The organism is Streptomyces sp. TLI_55 (assembly GCF_900206255.1).
GTDB lineage: Bacteria > Actinomycetota > Actinomycetes > Streptomycetales > Streptomycetaceae > Streptomyces > Streptomyces aquilus.
Map to the genome: position 1 here is coordinate 885,062 of NZ_OAOJ01000001.1, position 17,880 is coordinate 902,941.

12 protein-coding genes are annotated in these 17,880 nt (G+C 69.6%); 10 read left to right on the forward strand and 2 right to left on the reverse strand.

Going from position 1 to position 17,880, the window contains the following annotated elements:
* The first annotated feature begins 116 nt into the window (after nt 1-116).
* Nucleotides 117-1,481, forward strand: coding sequence for a Tat pathway signal sequence domain protein (locus tag CRP56_RS04270; RefSeq protein ID WP_097260350.1), 1,365 nt, complete (start codon nt 117-119; stop codon nt 1,479-1,481).
* Here CRP56_RS04270 and CRP56_RS04275 read toward each other — a convergent pair.
* Both CRP56_RS04275 and CRP56_RS04280 read right to left on the reverse strand, forming a co-directional pair.
* Nucleotides 1,478-2,071: a TetR/AcrR family transcriptional regulator gene (locus CRP56_RS04275; RefSeq protein WP_097260352.1), complete on the reverse strand. Its 594-nt coding sequence runs from the start codon at nt 2,069-2,071 to the stop codon at nt 1,478-1,480. The two genes, CRP56_RS04270 and CRP56_RS04275, sit on opposite strands and share 4 nt — an antisense overlap.
* 22 nt (nt 2,072-2,093) lie before the next feature.
* Nucleotides 2,094-4,154, reverse strand: a complete 2,061-nt coding sequence (locus CRP56_RS04280) for a galactose-binding domain-containing protein (RefSeq protein ID WP_097273713.1) — start codon at nt 4,152-4,154, stop codon at nt 2,094-2,096.
* Nucleotides 4,155-4,372: 218 nt separating this feature from the next.
* Here CRP56_RS04280 and CRP56_RS04285 point away from each other — a divergent pair, with 218 nt between their 5' ends.
* From CRP56_RS04285 to wecB, 9 genes are all read left to right on the forward strand, one after another.
* Nucleotides 4,373-6,088 (forward strand): VMAP-C domain-containing protein, encoded by a 1,716-nt coding sequence (locus tag CRP56_RS04285; RefSeq protein WP_097260354.1) that lies wholly within the window; start codon nt 4,373-4,375, stop codon nt 6,086-6,088.
* Nucleotides 6,089-6,114: 26 nt separating this feature from the next.
* On the forward strand, nt 6,115-7,218 hold the full coding sequence (locus CRP56_RS04290; RefSeq protein ID WP_097260356.1) for an AAA family ATPase: 1,104 nt from the start codon (nt 6,115-6,117) through the stop codon (nt 7,216-7,218).
* Nucleotides 7,215-11,432 (forward strand): FxSxx-COOH system tetratricopeptide repeat protein, encoded by a 4,218-nt coding sequence (fxsT, locus tag CRP56_RS04295; protein ID WP_097260358.1) that lies wholly within the window; start codon nt 7,215-7,217, stop codon nt 11,430-11,432. The genes CRP56_RS04290 and fxsT overlap by 4 nt, the downstream gene beginning before the upstream one ends.
* Nucleotides 11,433-11,648: 216 nt before the next feature.
* A complete protein-coding gene (locus tag CRP56_RS04300; RefSeq protein WP_097260361.1) occupies nt 11,649-12,515 on the forward strand; it encodes an SDR family oxidoreductase in 867 nt (288 codons plus the stop codon).
* A 128-nt stretch (nt 12,516-12,643) separates the two neighbouring features.
* The gene (locus CRP56_RS04305) at nt 12,644-13,237 is read left to right on the forward strand and encodes an acyltransferase (RefSeq protein WP_097260363.1); all 594 of its coding nucleotides are present in this window, start codon (nt 12,644-12,646) and stop codon (nt 13,235-13,237) included.
* A 282-nt stretch (nt 13,238-13,519) separates the two neighbouring features.
* Nucleotides 13,520-14,686, forward strand: a complete 1,167-nt coding sequence (locus tag CRP56_RS04310; protein WP_097260365.1) for a hypothetical protein — start codon at nt 13,520-13,522, stop codon at nt 14,684-14,686.
* Nucleotides 14,683-15,453 carry a WecB/TagA/CpsF family glycosyltransferase gene (locus CRP56_RS04315; protein WP_097260367.1) on the forward strand — a complete coding sequence of 257 codons (771 nt, stop codon included), beginning with the start codon at nt 14,683-14,685 and terminating at the stop codon, nt 15,451-15,453. The genes CRP56_RS04310 and CRP56_RS04315 overlap by 4 nt, the downstream gene beginning before the upstream one ends.
* Nucleotides 15,453-16,712: a nucleotide sugar dehydrogenase gene (locus tag CRP56_RS04320; protein WP_097260369.1), complete on the forward strand. Its 1,260-nt coding sequence runs from the start codon at nt 15,453-15,455 to the stop codon at nt 16,710-16,712. The genes CRP56_RS04315 and CRP56_RS04320 overlap by 1 nt, the downstream gene beginning before the upstream one ends.
* Before the next feature lie 3 nt (nt 16,713-16,715).
* Nucleotides 16,716-17,849 carry a non-hydrolyzing UDP-N-acetylglucosamine 2-epimerase gene (wecB, locus tag CRP56_RS04325; RefSeq protein WP_097260371.1) on the forward strand — a complete coding sequence of 378 codons (1,134 nt, stop codon included), beginning with the start codon at nt 16,716-16,718 and terminating at the stop codon, nt 17,847-17,849.
* The last annotated feature ends 31 nt before the right edge of the window (nt 17,850-17,880 follow it).

Here is a 17,880-nt window from a genome sequence, read left to right on the forward strand (position 1 = left end):
TTCCTCAACTTGCCGGCCGTGCGCATCCGTTGACCGGGGCGTGTGGTGACAGCAGAATGAGCGCGCGCCTTTGAGAGCGCTCTCAGATCTCTTCGTGCATCCCCTCTAGGAGACCCATGACCCTCAGCCGTCGCGCACTCATCGGGACCGGACTCGGGGCGGGCGCCGCGGTCCTCACCGCGGCCGGTGGGGGTACGGCGGGAGCGGCGCCGCAGCGCCCGGGCGCCGCCCGGCATCGCGCGCAGGCCTTCCTCGCCGCCGCCATGGACGCCTATCCGGAGCACGGCACGCTCCGGCTGGCGCAGAGCTACACCGACCAAGCCGGCCTGTTCAGCACGGCGTTCACCTACGACAACGCGCTGACGATCCTGGCGCTGCTCGCGGGCCGTTCGGGGGACGGCACGTCCCGGGCGACGGTGCTCGGGGACGCGCTCCTGTACGCGCAGGCCAACGACCCCGACCACGACGACGGGCGGCTGCGGCAGGCGTACAACATGGGCCCGTACACCTTCTACGACGGCTCCCCGCAGCCGGACGGGTTCGTCCGGGCGGACGGCAAGGCCAACGTGGGTTGGCAGTTCGGCTTCACCGGTACGGCGGTGGGCGACATGGCGTGGGCCGGGATCGCGCTGGCCGCGCTCACCCGGCGCACCGGGGAACGCCGGTTCCTGGCGGGCGCCGTGCGGATCGGTGAGTGGATCGACCGGGTGGGCCGCACCGCCGAGCCGCTCGGCGGCTTCAAGTTCGGGGTCGACGGGGCGAACGCGAGGCTGCCCTTCACCTCGACCGAGCACAACACCGACCTGATCGGCCTGTTCGGGCAGCTCGCGCGGCTGACCGGGGACCGGGTGTGGCGCGAACGGCGTTCGGTGGCAAGGGAATTCGTCGAGAAGATGTGGGAGCCGGCCGGCGGCTTCTTCTACACCGGTACCGACGACGGTGTGACGATCAACAAGTCCCCGATCCCCGAGGACACCCAGACCTGGACCCACCTGGCCCTCAACTCCGCCGCCCACGCACACTCGTTGGACTGGGCCTCGCGCGAACTCGCCGTCCTGGACTCGGCCGACCGCCCCAACAGCACGGTGCCGGCGGGCCAGTCGTACGCGGGAGTGACCTTCAGCTCGGCCAGTCTGCTGGCGAACGAGGACGCGCCGATCGCCTCCGGCCAGCCCAAGCCGGACCGCGACGGCGTGTGGTTCGAGGGCACGGCCCACCTCGCCCTCGCCCTGCGCGACCGGTGTGCCGCCGGGGACGAGAAGCGCGCCCGGAACCTGCTCGCCTCCATCGAGCGCGCGCAGGAACTTCTGGGCGGCGGGCAGACGTTGGGCTCCCGTCCCGTGGCCGCCGGGTCCGGTGTCGTCTCGGCGAGCAGCCCGCTCGACACCGGTTTCGGGTTCGGCTACTACCCGTACCGGCACACGGGCGCGACCGCCTGGTACCTGCTGGCGGCGACCGGGACGAACCCGCTGCGCGCCTAGGCGGAGACCAGGCCGGCGATATGGGCGGTGACGGTGTCGAGGATGTCCGTCCAGGCGTCCTCGTCACCGAGGACCAGGTAGTTGAGGGTCAGGCCGTCGGTCATGGCGGCGAGATAGCGGGCCAACGCCGGGACCGGCACGCGGAGTTGGAAGCCCATGGTGGTGGACAGCTGCTCGATGATGCCGGTGTAGAGCTCGCCGTAGAGCTCGTACTGGCGTCTGGCCAGATGCTCGAACCCCGGTTGCCGCAGGGCGTACTGGGTGAGTTCGTAGGTGAGCATGTGCTCGTCGGGGTGGGCGCGTACGTGGTCCCAGTACGCCTGGAAGCCGGCCCGGACGGTCTCCTCCAGGGAGGCCCTGGGTTTCAGGGCCTCCTGCACTATGCCGACGTAGTGGTCGGTGATGGTCGTGATGACCGACTCGACCAGCTCCTGCTTGGAGTCGAAGCAGTAGTGGAAGACGCTCAGGGAGACGCCCGCCTCGGCGGCGATGGAACGGGTCGTGGTCCGGGCCACGCCGTCCCGGGCCATCGCCCGGATCGCCGCCTCGGTGAGCTGCCGACGCCGTTGTGCCGACGGCATGCGTGCCATGTGCGCGTCCCCCGTTGTGGTGTCAGGCGCTGTGGACGCCGACTTCGTAGAGCGAGTATCCCCAGTCGGTGCCGCGGTCGAGGCCGTGGACCCGGACGTAACGGGCGGGCGTCCCGGTGAACTTGGCCGTGTCGAGGCCGCCGTCGCCGGAGGTGGTGGACCAGGCGGTCGTCCAGTTCGTGCCGTCGGTGGACAGTTCGATCCGGTACGACTTGCCGTACGCCCGCTCCCAGTCGAGGGTGACGCGGGAGACGAGGTGGGTGGCGCCCAGGTCCACCTGCCACGACTGGTCGTCGCTCCAGTCGCTGGCCCAGCGGGTGCCGTCGTCGCCGTCGACGGCGCGGCCCGGCTGGTAGCTGGTGAACGGGTTCCACTCCGAGGAACTGGCCGTCGCCGTCCGCCCCTCGGCGAGGTTGACGCCGGCCTGGTGCTGCTCGGTGGCGCCCCAGGTGTCGAGGTAGGACTCGGCGCCCCGGAAGAGGTCGCCCACGACGTCCTGCCCGCCGACCTGCCGGATGTCCTCGATCCAGTCGGGGATCATGCCGACGTGGGCGGCGCCGTCGGTGTTGTAGTCGAAGGTGCGTGAGCCGGTGGTCTGCTTGTCGATGACGGAGCCGCCGTCGACGCTCTTGAACGGGTACTTCACCGGGTTCGAGGTGTTCGCGCCGCGCGGCCCGGGGTGGTCTCCGACGCCGTTGAAGTCGGTGCCGAAGCCGTAGCCGACGCCGTACTTCTCGCGCAGCGCGGAGGTGCGGGCGGCCTCGGCGACGAAGCCCTCGGAGCCGTGCATGTACTGGGCGACGAACCCGCCGAGGGAGTAGACGCGTTCGGTCCAGTTGAGGTCCATCCAGCTGTGCGAGGAGAGCACGCCCGGGTAGTCGGCGGCCTCGAACAGGTCAAGGGCCTGGCCGACGGCCTTGACGCTCATGTGATCGATCTCGAGCATCATCTTGCGCTGCATCATGCCCTTCACGGCGTACTCACCGAGGTCGGTGAGCCCGCGGACGTTGCACTGCGCGTCGTCGGCGTAGGTCGGCACCTCGGTGCCCGCGGGCAGGTCCGCCTCCGCGGCGGAGGGGGCGGTGCCGATGGGGTTGTCGTGCTGGGGGCCCTTGCACTTCTCGGTCTTCCAGAAGGTGCCGGTGGACAGGAACTGCCCGACGTTGATGGCCGTTCCGAGCCCGCCCTCGTCGAAGCGGACGCCGCACAGCGCGTTGTCGAGCTTGTGGCACAGGAACATGCTGCGCACGCCGAGGTCGTAGAGCTCGTCGAGCCCCTTGTCGATGTCCGCCTTGCTGCACTGCGGGATGTCGAGGATCTGCTTGCAGCCGAAGGGCTCGGAGGTCTCGACGCCGAGGACGACGGCGAGCTTGCCCGCCTTGATCACCTGCCGGGCCTGGGCGGTGTCGGTGACGATCCGGAACCAGCCCTTGCCGGGGCCGCCGTACATCGCGTCGATGTAGTCCTGGAGCTGGTAGGTCATCTTGGCCTGCAACCGGATCGAGGTCATCTCGTCACAGCTGCGGTCCTTGAAGGGGTAGACCGAGCAGATCACGCCGTTGGTGACGAGGTCGTTGACGAGCACCCGCTGCCCGCCACGCCAGGCGCGCTCGAGCCAGGCGTAGTAGTCGGCCTGGTGCGTCATCGAGTCGTACGCCGGCCAGTCCTTGAACGTCGGCCAGCCGACCGGGTCGTGCCTGCCGTCGCCGCCGTGGGTGATGTAGTCGAAGATCGCGAGGGTGCCGTCGGGGTAGTGCTCGGGACAGTCCTTGAGCGCGTCGGCGACGCCCTGCGGGGAGAAGACCTTGCCGCAGATGAGCCGGCCGCCGAAGGCCTCGTTGGAGAAGAGGTGGTTGTGGGCGTCGACGAACCCCCGTACCTCACCGGCGGAGTCGGTGCCGGTGAACGGCTCGCCGGTGACGTTGATCTGCGCGTCCGGCGCGGGACGTGCGGTCGGGTTCCACCAGTCGCTCGCGGCCGCGGAGCTCGGGGTGGGTCCGAGGGCGATGGCGAGCACGAGGAGGAGGAGCGACACGACGGTGACGTGTTTGCGTCTGCCGTACGGGCGTCGAGGTTTGGTCATGACCCACGTCCCTCGGTCGGCGGCCATGCGTCTTTGTCATGACCGGCGCAAATCTGTGGGACGAGGATGGCTACTTGCGAGTTATGAGTCAAGGGTCCGGGACAGTTGACCTGATGGAAGGGGGCGGGGCGTCCCCAACTCGTACGCATGGGGGACCCCCAGTGACTACTCTGGTGAAACGGGCTGTTCAGGCGGGGCGTTGACTACGGGGTGGGTGCGTGACCAAGCGGCTGGTGTTTCTCAGTCATACCTCGGAGTTACGGCAGCATCCGGCCGATCTGTCGTATGTCGCAGCAGCGGAGAAGGCCGTCAGCTCTGCTCGGGACGTCTGCATCGACATGGCGTACTTCGCTGCTCGCGACCAGCTACCCGCCCATGCCTGCCGGGAAGAGGTCGGTCAGTCCGACGTCTATGTGGGGATCATCGGTTTCCGCTACGGGTCACCGGTACGCGACGAGGAGCATCTCTCCTACACCCAGTTGGAGTTCCGCGAGGCCACGAAGCTCGGGAAGCCTCGTCTTGTGTTCCTGCTCTCCGAAGAGAGCCCAGATCTGAGGCTGCCCTGGAACGCGCTCAGGTGCGAACACGGCGAGCGGCAGGAGGAGTTCAGGAAGGAACTGCGCGACAGCGGGGTCATGCTGAAGGAGGTCAACAGCCCGGAGGATCTCAAAAGTGCGCTGCTGCACGCGCTCTTGACGCTCGTCCCGCCGCCTGAGCCGGCTGACGCCCCGCGCTCCCCCGCGACCTTGGACGCACAGGCCTGGCAAGGACTCGAAGACCAGCTGCGCGGCACGATTCCGCCTGCCTGGGCCGAGAAGGCGTACCGATGGTCCTTTCGCGTACAAGGAGACGCGGCTGGGGCGGCCGCGCCGTTCCCGCCCCCCGCCGAGGACCTCTACGACTGGGCGCGGGACCTGGACGCACGTGAACAGGCCGGTGCCGCGATGCCGAAGGTGGTGGCTTTCGCGCACGCCCTCGCGACCGGCTTCAGGACCGGCGGGGTGCCCCAAGGCGCCAGACGCGCAGGTGCGTTGCGTGCATGGGTGCGTGAGGTCCGGGAACGTTTCGGGCTCAGCGATCTGCCGCGCGTGCCGAATCTCACCACATTCGAGGTCGCACTGCTCGTACAACTCGATCAGAATCCTCAGGATCCGGCCCAGGTGTTCGTCGACATCTCGCTGTACTCGCCGTCCGACCCCTCACAGTGGAAGCGGGTGCACCCTCACGAGGACGCCTCCCAAAGCCTCAGCGTTCCGCTGGACAGCATGCCCGAGCTCATGGAGCAGTGCCTGGACGGCCTACAGCGCCACGCCCGGGCACTGCGCAGCGAGGAGGCGGATTTCCGCCGCCCCCTGGAACTCAAGGGCATCGAATTCGCGGTCAGTGAGACGTTGTTGGAGACCGATTTCGACCAATGGCTGTGCAAGCTCGGCGTGGACGAACCGTGGAAGCTGGGCGCGCGGTTCGACGTGTGGGTCAGCTGCCCCGAGGCGCGGAACAACATCGCGCACTTCCACGATCTGTGGTGGGCCCGTTGGGAATGGCTCAACGATCCGGATGCGCAGGACGACAAGCCGGCCGCCCACTGGCTCGACGCCGAGGAACTCGGCCGGCTGAGCACGCATCGCGACCACTGGGAGCAGTGGGAGCACCATCCCGCCTGCGTGGCGATCGCGGCGGAGGAAGCCGGACCAGCCCGGCGCGCCGCGCTCCACCTCGGCATGCCCGTCATCGTGTGGCGGCGGGCAGGCCGCTCCGGAGCGGCCGCTCTGCCAGAACTGCTGACCCTGGAGAGCGCCGAGCACGTCAGACAACTGCCGCGATCGGTGAAGACATTACGCCGAAGTGACGACGATCCCGGGCTCGTCCTGCTCTGGGACGATCCGAACCACCCTCTCAAGAACATGCCCTACTCCGACGCAAGCTTCGCCTGATGGACCGCCCCGTACCTGAAACGCCCATGACCGGAGGTGCCGTGAACGACTGGTGGATCTACAAGGGCGAGGGCCAGACCGCGGAGCGGCTGGACCGGCTCGCCGCACACCGGCCGGACTGGCGCGTGTTCGACGGCGAGATCGATGAGGACTACACGGTCCCCTCGCTGACCGAGGCCGGCAAAGAGCGGGGCGCCGGTTACATCGCCGACACCCCGGAGATCGACCTCGTCAACACCGCGCTTCTGCTGCGTCGCCCGCTGCTGGTCACCGGGGTGCCGGGAGTCGGCAAGTCGACGCTCGCGCACAGCATCGCGGAGGACCTGGAGCTCGGCCCGGTATTGCGTTGGACGGTCACCAGCCGGACCACACTGCGGGACGGGCTGTACCGTTACGACGCCCTGCGCCGCCTTGAGGACGCCAACCTTCGGCGGTTGTCGGGCCCTGGACGTCTGCGGCCGCAACGCTCACCACTACTGCGACCGGCGGGCGCACGCCCGCGGAGGATCGAAGGGCGTTCCGGCACGGAGCGGGCCACCGGCATCGGCCGGTATCTTCAACTCGGGCCCCTGGGAACCGCCTTCGTACCCACCGCACGCCCGCGTGTCCTGCTCATCGACGAGATCGACAAGGGCGACATCGATCTGCCGGGTGACCTGTTGACCGTCCTGGACGAGGGCAGCTTCGACATCCCGGAGCTCGTGCGCATGTCGGACGACTCACCGCAGGTCTGCGTGAGCACCGACGACCAGTCGGGCCTGGCCCGGATCACGAACGGCAGGGTGCGTTGCCACGCGTTCCCGATCGTGGTTCTCACCAGCAACGGCGAGCGTGAGTTCCCGCCCGCGTTCCTGCGCCGCTGCATCCGGCTCAACCTGCCCCTGCCCAACGAGGACAAGCTCCACCGCATCCTCGTACGCCGCATCGGTCAGGAGGCCGCCGACGCGGCCCGGGCCGAGGGCGGAGTCATCGAGACCTTCCTCAAGCGGCGCAGCAGCGGTGAGCTGGCGACCGACCAGCTCCTCAACGCCGTGCAACTCCGCCTCGCCGGAGCCTGGACCGCGCCCGAGGACCTCGCCCGACTGGCCGAGGCGACCATGCACCGGCTGAGTGGACCCGACGCCCAGTGATCTCCGATCTGTTGGCCCTGCTGGCCCAAGGCGGGGTGGACGACCCGACGCCCGAGGAGCTGGCGGACATACTGTGGCTGGCCCAGCAGGTGCTGCCGCAGGGCCTGGCGCCCGGGGACGCGGGCGACGGGACGGACGAAGGATCCGCGTCCGGCTCCGCACCCGGGGGACCCACCGAGCACACCCCAGCGGAGGCGGAATCCGGGCCGGACTATGAAGTGGTTCCCGCGGACGAGGACCTCGTGGACATCCACGTCCCCGGAGGCGACCATGACGAAGGTTCCGCCGGCCCTGGCGGCACACCCGTACGGATCCCGGCCGCGGGCTCGCTCCCCCATACCCTGGCGCTGACCAGGGCGTTGAAGCCGCTCACCCGCAAGGTCCCGTCCCGGACAGCCTTCGAGCTCGACGAAGAGGCCACCGTGGCACGGGTGGTGGACGAGGACATCCTGCTCCCTGTCCTGCGGCCCGAACCTGCGCGGTGGCTCAGCCTGGCCCTCGTGGTCGACTCCGGTCCCTCCATGAGCCTGTGGCAGGACGAGATCCACGAGCTCCAGCACGAAGTGGCACGCCTGGGTGCCTTCCGCAACCTGCGGCGCTGGAACCTGCTGCCCTCGGCCGACGGCGACGCCGTCGAGCTGCGCCCGCATCCCGCGGCGAACCGTCCCGCACGTCATCCGCGCGAGGTCGTCGATCCGGCAGGCGCTCAGTTGATCGTCGTCCTCAGTGACACAGCCGGGACGATGTGGCGCACCGGCGCGGCGCACCGGCTGCTGGCCGATTGGGCCCGGCACTCCCAGGTGGCCCTCGCCCATCTGCTGCCGGCGGCGCTGTGGAGCCGCGTCGGGCTGGTGCCGACGCCCGCCCGCCTCCACATTCCCCAGCCGGGGCTGCCCAACAGCCGCTGGCGATCCGAACGTCTGGTGCCGACCGACCCCGGCTCGACGGGCATCCCGGTGCCGGTGGTGGATCTCGTACCACGATCCTTGCGGGCCTGGGCGGAGATGACTTCCGGCAGTGGCCGATGGACGAAGTCGGCCGCGCTGTTCGTGCCAGGGGTGGGCCGGGCTGCGCCTCGGCGTTCCGTGGTACCGGCGGGGGCGGCGGAGACGATCCGCCGGTTCCGCGTCACCGCGTCTCCACATGCCTGGAAGCTGGCGGGTCTGCTGTCGGCCCACTCGCCGGTGACCGTTCCGCTGGCCCGGCTGGTGCAGCGGGCGATGCTGGGGGATGCGTCGCGGGGGGATCTGGCCGAGGTGTTCCTAGGGGGGCTTCTGCGTCGTACGGCGGAACCTTCCGTGCTCGGGGAGCTGCGGTTCGAGTTCGACCCGGAGGTGCGTGAGGCGCTGCTCGGCGCGCAGTACCGGGATGACGTCGAGGCGGTTCGGGAGCTGGTGCGGACTCAGGTCACCGCCTATCTACGGCCTCGCTTCGGGAGCCCGCGCAGTGTGCGGGGTGTGCTGGCCGACCCGGCGCGGCAGGGCGGCGTGACGGTGGTGGCGGAGGGGGAGGCATATGCCAGGGCCTCTCGCGGCGACCTTATGCGGATGGGGGCGACGGTTGAGGCCGCGCGAGCTCCGCAGGAGGAGTCCGGCGACGAGGCTGACGGCCGGGAGAGGGTGTTCATCAGCTACGCGGGGGCGGACCGCGCCTGGGCCGAGTGGGTGGCTTGGCAGCTGCAAGAGGCGGGGTTCGGGGTGGAACTCGACGTCTGGCACTGGAGGGTGGGCGACAACCTCGTCTGGCGGACGAGTGAGGCGCTCGAGCGTGCGGACACGGTGGTGGCGCTGTTCTCAAGGGCCTATTTCGAGCAGGGGCATTGGACCGAAATGGAGGCGGTCTCGGCGATCGCGGGCGAGGGCCGCCTCATCCCCCTCGTGGTCGAACCTCTGGAACCCCGCGACATTCCGGCGTTGCTGGCTGCCCATGTGCGCAGCGATCTCCACAGCATGGAGGAGCCGGAGGCCCTCTCAGCGCTGTTGAGGGCCGTCTCGGATCCGACGCCTCCGGCGGAACGCCCTCGGTTTCCCGCCACGCCCGAACGGAGTCACCCGATGGCGCCGAGACTCCCGAGCGCCGTGCACGCACCTCATGCATGGAACGTCCGGCGCCGCAACGCCGACTTCGTCGGTCGTGAGGACGTGCTCAGGCATGTACGGGAAGCCCTGCTCGAAGACAACCGGCCCTCGATTCAGGTGCTGCACGGTCTGGGCGGGGTCGGCAAGAGCCAGATCGCGGTGGAGTACGCCCATCGCTTCGCCGGTCAGTACGACATCGTCTGGTGGATCGCCGCGGAACAGACCGACCGACTACCCGCCGCGTATGCCGAGTTGGCGGACCGACTGGGACTCACCTTTCAGGAAACCGGCATCAAGCACAACGCCCGAACAGCACTGGATCACCTGCGTGAGCGCGGCCGCTGGCTCATCATCTTCGACAATTCCGAAGACCCCTCCGCCTTGCGGCCCTGGCTCCCCGAAGGCCCCGGCCACGTCCTCATCACCTCACGCAACCCCTCCTGGCGCAGCCTCTCGCGCAGCGTCGCCCTGGACACCTTCTCCCGCGCCGACTCCGTGCTCTATCTGACACGCCAGTTGCCTGATATCAGCGAAGCGCAGGCGAATGCACTGGCCGAGCAGCTCGGTGACCTGCCCTTGGCCCTCGCCCAGGCTGTCGGTGTGGTGGCCGAAGGCATGCCTGTAGACAGCTACCGTGCGTACCTCCTGTCCGGCGACGCGGAGCTGCTGCGGTTCGGTGAGGGCCACGACTATCCCGTGTCCTTGGTGTCTGTGGTGAGGCTCTCCGCCGAGCGCCTCGCCCTCGACCATCCGGACTCCGTCCAACTCCTCGACTTCGGTGCCTTCTTCGGCCCCGATCCGATTCCCCTCGCCTGGCTGAAGCACATGCGGAGGCCGCTCTCTGCCGACACCGACGACGACAGGTCGCCGAGCGACCTCCTGACGCCCCTCGCGCGCCACGGACTGGTCCGTGTCGACGAGAACTGTTTCCAGATCCATCGTCTGACGCAGACCGTCCAACGGGGCCAGGTGGAGCCGGCGCGGGCAGCCGAACTGCGCGAGGGGGTCACTTCTGTCCTGGAGGCAGCGGCGCCTGGCTCCCCCGATCTTCCCGAACTCTGGCCTCAGTGGGAGGCCGTGACCGCGCACCTCCTGGGACGCCCGATCCTTGACGAATCCGGCCAGTTCGCCCTGTGCCACACGCTGTTGGGGTCGGTCCGCTATCTGACGCGCAGCGGCCGAGTCCTGAAGGCCCAGCGGGTGACTACGGGGTTCCACGAGCTGTGGAGCAGCCGCCTCGGGGCGGATCACCCCGACACCCTGGCGTGGGCCGCCTCGCTTGCGGAGGCGGAGGCAGCAGTCGGTCAGTACGCCCATGCTCACGAACTGGCCCGGGACGTCCTCGAACGCCGCCGCCGCGTCCTCGGCGAGGACCATCCCGACACTATCGCCAGCACGACCGGCGTGGCCGAACTCCGCGCTCACCTTGCCGAGTACGAGGAGGCACGCCACCTGTACGAGGACGCTCTCCAGCGAAGTCGGCGGATGCTCGGCGAGGAGAACCCGTTCACCCTTGCCTCTTCGGCCGGCCTGGCCGTCACCCTCGTCGCGCTCGACGAGCCCGGGGAGGCACGCCGACTGCTCGAAGACATCCTTGCCCGGCAGCGTCGTGTTCTGGGCGAGGACCACCCCGACACGCTCAGCTCGGCCTATGGCCTGGTCGTCACCTTCCGTTCGCTGCAAGAACACCTTCAAGCCCGCCTGCTGGCCCAGGACGTACTGGAGCGTTGCCGTCGCATCCTGGGTGACGACCACCCGATTTCCCTCACTGTCGCCAGCGCTCTCGCCGTTACGGTGAGCGATCTCGGCGAACAGGCAGAGGCCCGACCGCTGGCCGAGGCCTGCCTGCTCAGGCTCCGCCACACCCTGGGCGAGGACCACCCGACGACCCTTGAGGCGGTTCGCGTCCTGGCTGTCATCCTGAACCGCCTCGGCTATCAGCGTCGCGAAGCGACCGTGCTCCTGGAGGACGCTCTCACGCGCAGCCGCCGTATGCTCGGCGCCGACCATCCGATCACGCGAAACACCCTCCAGGACCTTGCCGCCACCTACCAGGCGATGGGCTTGACCCGCGCAGCCCAGAAGCTCCTCGCCTCCCGGGGCGAAGGCAACTCCTCCCGTCGGTCTCGCCGTTGACCCACGACGGACCGCTGCCTCGACCTGGCCGCTTTCCGTCGCCAGGTAAGCTGGAAGACTGCTCAATTCTGTGTCTCCAGGACCCAAACCCGGCCCCCGTACATACGGCCGTCACCCCGAAGTCAGGCACACCGATGCCCCTGGGCGTCCCCTCGCCCGCCCCCGCCAGGGAGTAGGTTGCGGGCGGACTCCTGAACGCGATCACCGAGGGACGTGATGTCAGCCATGACCACCACGCCGGACCAGCCAGTCGTCGTCACCGGTGCCACAGGTCGCCTCGGTGGACGGGTCGCCCGCATCCTCGCCGAGCGGGGCACCGAACAGCGGCTCCTCGTGCGCAGCCCCGACCGGGCGCCCGCGCTTCCCGGTGCCACCGCGGTCCGGGCTGAGTACGTCGATCACGACGCCATCGTGCGCGGTCTCGCCGGAGCGTCCACCGTGTTCATGGTGTCCGCGTCCGAGAGCGCCGACCGGCTCGCCGAGCACAGGACGTTCGTGGACGCCGCCGTCGCGGCCGGAGTACGGCATCTCGTCTACGTCTCCTTCTTCGGCGCGGCACCCGACGCCACGTTCACGCTGGCCCGCGACCACTTCCACACCGAGGAGCACATCCGGGCCACCGGGCTGGCGTACACGTTCCTGCGGGACAACATGTACGCCGACTTCGTGCCGGCCCTGGTGGGCGAGGACGGGGTCATCCGGGGCCCGGCAGGTGACGGGCGGGCGGCGTTCGTCGCCCAGGACGACATCGCGGAGGCCGCCGCGGCGGTCCTGGCCCGGCCGGACGACCACGCCGGTGCCGTGTACGACCTCACCGGTCCGGAGTCCCTGTCGCTGGCGGAGGCCGCGGCGATCCTCACCGAGGTCGGGGGCCGCACGGTCACCTATCACCCGGAGACGGTCGAGGAGGCCTACGCCTCCCGTGCCTCCTACGGCGCCCCGCCCTGGCAGGTCGACGCGTGGGTGTCGACGTACACGGCGATCGCGGCCGGTGAACTCGCCGGTGTCAGCGACGCCGTGCCCCGCCTCACCGGCCGGCCCGCCACGGCCCTCGCGGACGTCGTCCGGTCGGCGGAGGGCTGAGTTCCGCCGCTGGTGGGACGTGGCTGGATCAGTCGTCCTGACGGGACGGGACCCCTCAAACCGTAGCCAGAGCGCGATCGGTGATCAATGATGAGCGCTCCGTGCGACTTTACGAAGGGTTCCGCCCGATGAACGTCAGAATCCAGCCCACCGCCCAGGTCGACGAGACGGCCACGATCGGCGAGGGGACGACGGTCTGGGACCTGGCCCAGATCCGGGAGGACGCCCGGCTGGGCAGCGGCTGCATCGTGGGCCGGGGCGCCTACGTCGGCCCGGGCGTACGGATCGGCGACAACGTGAAGCTGCAGAACTACGCGTTGGTGTACGAACCGGCCGTGCTCGCGGACGGGGTGTTCGTCGGCCCGGCGGCCGTGTTCACCAACGACTACTTCCCCCGCTCCGTGGACACCGAGGGGAAGCTGAAGCGCGGCGGCGACTGGGAGGCCGTGGCCGTCGTCGTGGCCGAGGGGGCGTCGATCGGGGCGCGTTCGGTCTGTGTGGCGCCGGTCAACATCGGTCGTTGGGCATTGGTCGCGGCGGGGGCCGTGGTGACCAAGGACGTCCCGGACTTCGCACTCGTGGCGGGTGTGCCGGCGCGCCGGATCGGCTGGGTCGGGCGGGCCGGCGTACGCCTCGTGGAACGCGATCCGGGCACGTGGGAGTGCCCTCAGACGGGCGGGCTGTACGACGAGAAGGACGGCGAACTCGTCGAGCGCGCATGACTCCTGTTTCCAGCCGTTCCCAATTGTTTCCCTCAAAGGCCAAATCCTCGAACATCTACAGGCATAACATGTGTGCGAAGTGTGCAGTCCATGCACAATGACCGCACAAGCCAGTAGTGCCCAGGGGGGGTTACGGGGTGGTGGGGACACCTGTGCCCGCGTCCAGGAGTGAGAGCCGCTCGGACGCCTGACGTCCGCCGTCCGTCGTAGGCCGATTTTGGTCCCGACGTTTCATCAGTCTGTCCAAAACACGGCCCACAGGGGGGTTGGTGTGTCCCAAAGATGACCACGTCACGTCTGGCCGCGCTCGGTCGTGAGGAACCGTCGCTGTTCGCCCTCGCCCAACGCCTGCTCACGGTGGCGGAGTTGGGTCTGCCGGCGATGCTGCTGCCCGGCAAGGAGGCCTTCGTCTTCACCATGGCCGGTCGCCGGGCACCGGACGGTTCCTGGGCCCTGGAGCGGCGCGGGACCAGCACCCGGTACGCGGCCATCACCGCGCTCGGCGTGCGCTTCCTGCCCGAGGACCGCCAGCGGGCGGCGCTCGGCGGGCGCACCGCCCAGGAGTTCACGGGCCTGCTGGTCGAGTCCCTGCCCGGGGTGACCAACCTCGGGGACGCGGCGCTCATCGCCTGGGCCGCGGCCGCGACCGGGCACCCGAAGCTGTCCGACGCCCTCGCGCGGGTCGAGGCGCTGGACGCGTACGACAAGCCGCAGTACACGGTCGAGGCTGCCTGGGTGCTCTCCGCCTACGCGGCGGCCCGTGACACGGTCGATGTGGAGAGACGTTTCACCTCCGCCCGTGACCGGCTGCTGAAGGCCCGCATCGGCACCGGTCCGCTGTTCCCGCACGCGACCGCGCCCGGCCTGCTGCCCTGGTACCGGGCGCATGTCAGCTGCTTCGCCGACCAGACGTATCCGCTCCAGGCCCTGGCCCTCGCGCACGCGAGCGGCGACGGGGACGACGAGGCACTCGCCGCGTCCGAGGCCTGCGCGCGGCGGATCTGCGAGCTGCAGGGTGACGGCGGCCAGTGGTGGTGGCACTACGACGCGCGCACCGGCCGAGTCATCGAGGGCTACCCGGTCTACAGCGTCCACCAGCACGCGATGGCACCGACCGCCCTGTTCGATCTCACCGACGCCGGCGGCAGCGACTTCGGCGCGGCGATCCGCAAGGGCCTGCGCTGGATGACGGAGGTGTCCGAGTTCGCCGAACACCCGGACGTCCGCGAGCCGTTGATCCTCGACGAGCTTGGCGTGACCTGGCGCAAGGTCTACCGGGGTGACCCGAAGAAGGCCGTCCGCGCCGTCCGGGGACTGACCACCAGGGCGCTTCCGGGGCTTCGGCTCGCCTCCCTGGACCGGGTGTACCGGCCGCTGTCCGTGGACCGCGAGTGCCGGCCGTACGAGTTCGGCTGGATGCTCCACGCCTGGCAGGGGGGCCGGATATGAGTGGGCGTCAGACCCTGTTCGGGGTCGAGCTGGACCCGTTGACCATGGACCAGACCGTCGAGCGCTGCCTCGAAGCGGTCCGGGACGGCAGGCAGTTGGAGATCGGCGTGGTCAACGCCGCGAAGCTGGTCAACATGCGGCGCGACGAGCGGCTCGCCAAGGCGGTGTCCGGCTGCGATCTGGTCCTCGCCGACGGACAGGCCGTGGTGTGGGCCGGGCGGGTGCTGAAGGCCCCGCTGCCGGAGCGGGTGGCGGGCATCGACCTGTTCCTGCGGCTGCTGGCCGAGGCGGAGACGGCGGGGGTGTCGGTGTACTTCCTCGGCGCCAAGGAGGAGGTGCTGGAGGAGATGGTGCGGCGGGTGGCCGCGCGTTTCCCCGGCCTGAAGGTGGCCGGTCACCGCAACGGCTACTTCGACGACACCGAGCAGGCGGCGATCGCCGACGCGATCGCCGAGAGCGGCGCCCAGATGCTCTTCCTTGGCATGACCTCGCCGAAGAAGGAGATCTTCACCGCCGCTTACGGAGAGCGCACCGGGGCCCGTGTGGTGCACGGCGTCGGCGGCTCCTTCGACATCCTGGCCGGCCTCACCAAGCGGGCCCCCGCGACCTGGCAGCGCTTGGGTCTGGAGTGGCTCTACCGCGTGCTCCAGGAGCCGCGCCGGCTGGGCCGGCGCTACCTCACCACCAATGCTGCCTTCCTCCTCATGACGGCGCGCGAGCGTTTCCGGCTCACCCCGTCGACCGCTCCCGCGAACAGGAGTCACTGATGCGCGTCGTCGTGGTGGGACAGGGATACGTCGGCCTGCCGCTGGCCATCCGGGCCGCCGAGGTCGGACACGAGGTGATCGGGTACGACGTCGACTCGCGCCGGATCAAGAGCCTCGCCGCGGGTGAGTCGTTCGTGGAGGACGTCTCCTCCGAGCGCATCCGCGCGGCGCTGGACAACGGCGGCTACCGCGCGAGCGAGTCGGCCCGCGACTGCGGCGGTTTCGACGTCGCCGTCGTGACGGTGCCGACGCCGCTGCACGAGGGCACCCCCGACCTGCGGTACATCAAGGAGTCGGCGGTCACCCTCGGCCGCTATCTGCGCCCCGGCGCCACGGTGATCCTGGAGTCGACCACCTACCCGGGCACCACCCAGGAGCTGTTCGCGCCGCTCCTGGAGGAGGGTTCGGGTCTCGCCGCGGGCACCGACTTCCATCTCGGGTACAGCCCGGAGCGGATCGACCCCGGCAACACGGTGTGGGGCTTCAAGGAGACACCGAAGGTCGTCTCCGGCGTGAACGAGGCCTCCCTCAAAGCGGTCGAGGGCTTCTACGCCCAACTCGTCGACACCACCGTGCCGGTGAGCTCGCCCAAGGAAGCCGAACTCGCCAAGCTCCTGGAGAACACCTTCCGGCATGTGAACATCGCGCTGGTCAACGAGATCGCGATGTTCGCCCACCATCTGGACATCGACGTCTGGCAGGCCATCGAGGCCGCGTCCAGCAAGCCGTTCGGCTTCATGAAGTTCACGCCGGGACCGGGCGTGGGCGGGCACTGCCTGCCGATCGACCCGTCCTATCTGTCCTGGCGGGTGCAGCGCGAACTCGGCCAGAGCTTCCGGTTCGTGGAGCTGGCCAACGACATCAACAATCACATGCCGGAGTACGTGACCCGGCGCATCACCGACCTGTTCAACACCAGACGAAGATCCGTCAACGGCTCCCGCATCCTGCTGCTCGGACTGGCGTACAAGAAGAACACCGGTGACGCCCGCGAGTCGCCGGCCCTGCGCATCTCCCAACTGCTCCTCGACATGGGGGCCCAGGTCCGAGCCGCCGACCCGCATGTCGTCGAGAGCCTCCCGGTGGACGCCCGGCTGGTCCGGGTCGAGCCGGACGCGGAGGAGCTGGCCGCCGCCGACGTGGTGGTCCTGCTCACCGACCACGACGGCTTCGACTACGAACTCATCGCCGAACAGGCCCCGTTCGTCCTCGACTGCCGTCGCCGCCTGTCCCCCGGCCCCACGATCGAGGTGCTCTGAACCATGCCGCGGATCGTCTGCGTCGCCGGGGCCCGCCCCAACTACATGAAGATCAAACCGGTGATGGACGCCCTGGAGCGCCGCGGCGCCGAGGTGCTCCTCGTCCACACCGGCCAGCACTACGACCCGGCCATGAACGACGTGTTCTTCGCCGACCTCGGCATCCGGCCGCCCGACCGCTTCCTCGGCGTCGGCTCCGGCAGCCACGCCGAGCAGACCGGACGCGTGATGACCGCCTTCGAGCCGCTGCTGGAAGAGGTCTCCCCGGACATCGTCGTCGTGGTCGGCGACATCAACTCCACGCTCGCCTGCGCCCTGGTCACCGCCAAGGCGGGACCGCTGCTCGCCCATGTCGAGTCGGGGCTGCGCAGCCGGGACTGGAGCATGCCGGAGGAGGTCAACCGGGTCGCCACCGACCGGGTCAGCGACTATCTGCTGGCCCCCTCCCCCGACGCCGTCGACAACCTGCGGGCGGAGGGGTACCGGGAGGACCAGATCCACCTCGTCGGCAATGTCATGATCGACACGCTGCTGGCCAATCTGGAACGGGCCCGCGCCTCCGACGTGCTGGACCGGTTCGGCCTGACCCGGGGCGAGTTCGGCCTGGTCACTCTGCACCGCCCCGCCAACGTGGACGACCCCGAGGTGCTCGCGGGGCTCCTCAAGGCCCTGGGCGAGATCGCCGGCCGCTGCCCGCTGGTGCTGCCCGTGCATCCCCGCGCGGCCGGCAAGCTGGCCGAGCTCGGCGTACCCGGGGGCATCCAACTCGTGCCGCCCGCCGGGTACTTGGACTTCATCGCGCTGCAGGACGCCGCCCGTGTCGTACTGACCGACTCGGGCGGTGTGCAGGAGGAGACCACCGCCCTCGGGGTGCCGTGTGTGACTCTGCGGGACAACACCGAGCGGCCGATCACCGTCGAGCAGGGCACCAACGTGCTGGCCGGACGCGATCCCGCCCGGATCGTCGCCACGGTCAACCGAGTTCTGGACGCCCCGCCGGCACCGCGCCGCCCCGAACTCTGGGACGGCAGGGCCAGCGAGCGCATCGCCGAGGTGCTGGTGAAGGGAGGCACCTCGGGCACCCGGCCGAGACCCACTGATCAACCGAGACCCACGGGCCGAACGCTCCCCATATGATCCGCTTGCAACATATGCTCGTCGAACATCT

What these genes read in the sequence shown, in the direction of transcription:
- CRP56_RS04270 (WP_097260350.1), top strand. Translation starts at nt 117, where the DNA reads ATGACCCTCAGCCGTCGCGCACTCATCGGGACCGGACTCGGGGCGGGC.
- CRP56_RS04275 (WP_097260352.1), bottom strand. Translation starts at nt 2,071, where the DNA reads ATGGCACGCATGCCGTCGGCACAACGGCGTCGGCAGCTCACCGAGGCG.
- CRP56_RS04280 (WP_097273713.1), bottom strand. Translation starts at nt 4,154, where the DNA reads ATGACCAAACCTCGACGCCCGTACGGCAGACGCAAACACGTCACCGTC.
- CRP56_RS04290 (WP_097260356.1), top strand. Translation starts at nt 6,115, where the DNA reads ATGACCGGAGGTGCCGTGAACGACTGGTGGATCTACAAGGGCGAGGGC.
- CRP56_RS04300 (WP_097260361.1), top strand. Translation starts at nt 11,649, where the DNA reads ATGTCAGCCATGACCACCACGCCGGACCAGCCAGTCGTCGTCACCGGT.
- CRP56_RS04305 (WP_097260363.1), top strand. Translation starts at nt 12,644, where the DNA reads ATGAACGTCAGAATCCAGCCCACCGCCCAGGTCGACGAGACGGCCACG.
- CRP56_RS04310 (WP_097260365.1), top strand. Translation starts at nt 13,520, where the DNA reads ATGACCACGTCACGTCTGGCCGCGCTCGGTCGTGAGGAACCGTCGCTG.
- CRP56_RS04315 (WP_097260367.1), top strand. Translation starts at nt 14,683, where the DNA reads ATGAGTGGGCGTCAGACCCTGTTCGGGGTCGAGCTGGACCCGTTGACC.
- CRP56_RS04320 (WP_097260369.1), top strand. Translation starts at nt 15,453, where the DNA reads ATGCGCGTCGTCGTGGTGGGACAGGGATACGTCGGCCTGCCGCTGGCC.
- wecB (WP_097260371.1), top strand. Translation starts at nt 16,716, where the DNA reads ATGCCGCGGATCGTCTGCGTCGCCGGGGCCCGCCCCAACTACATGAAG.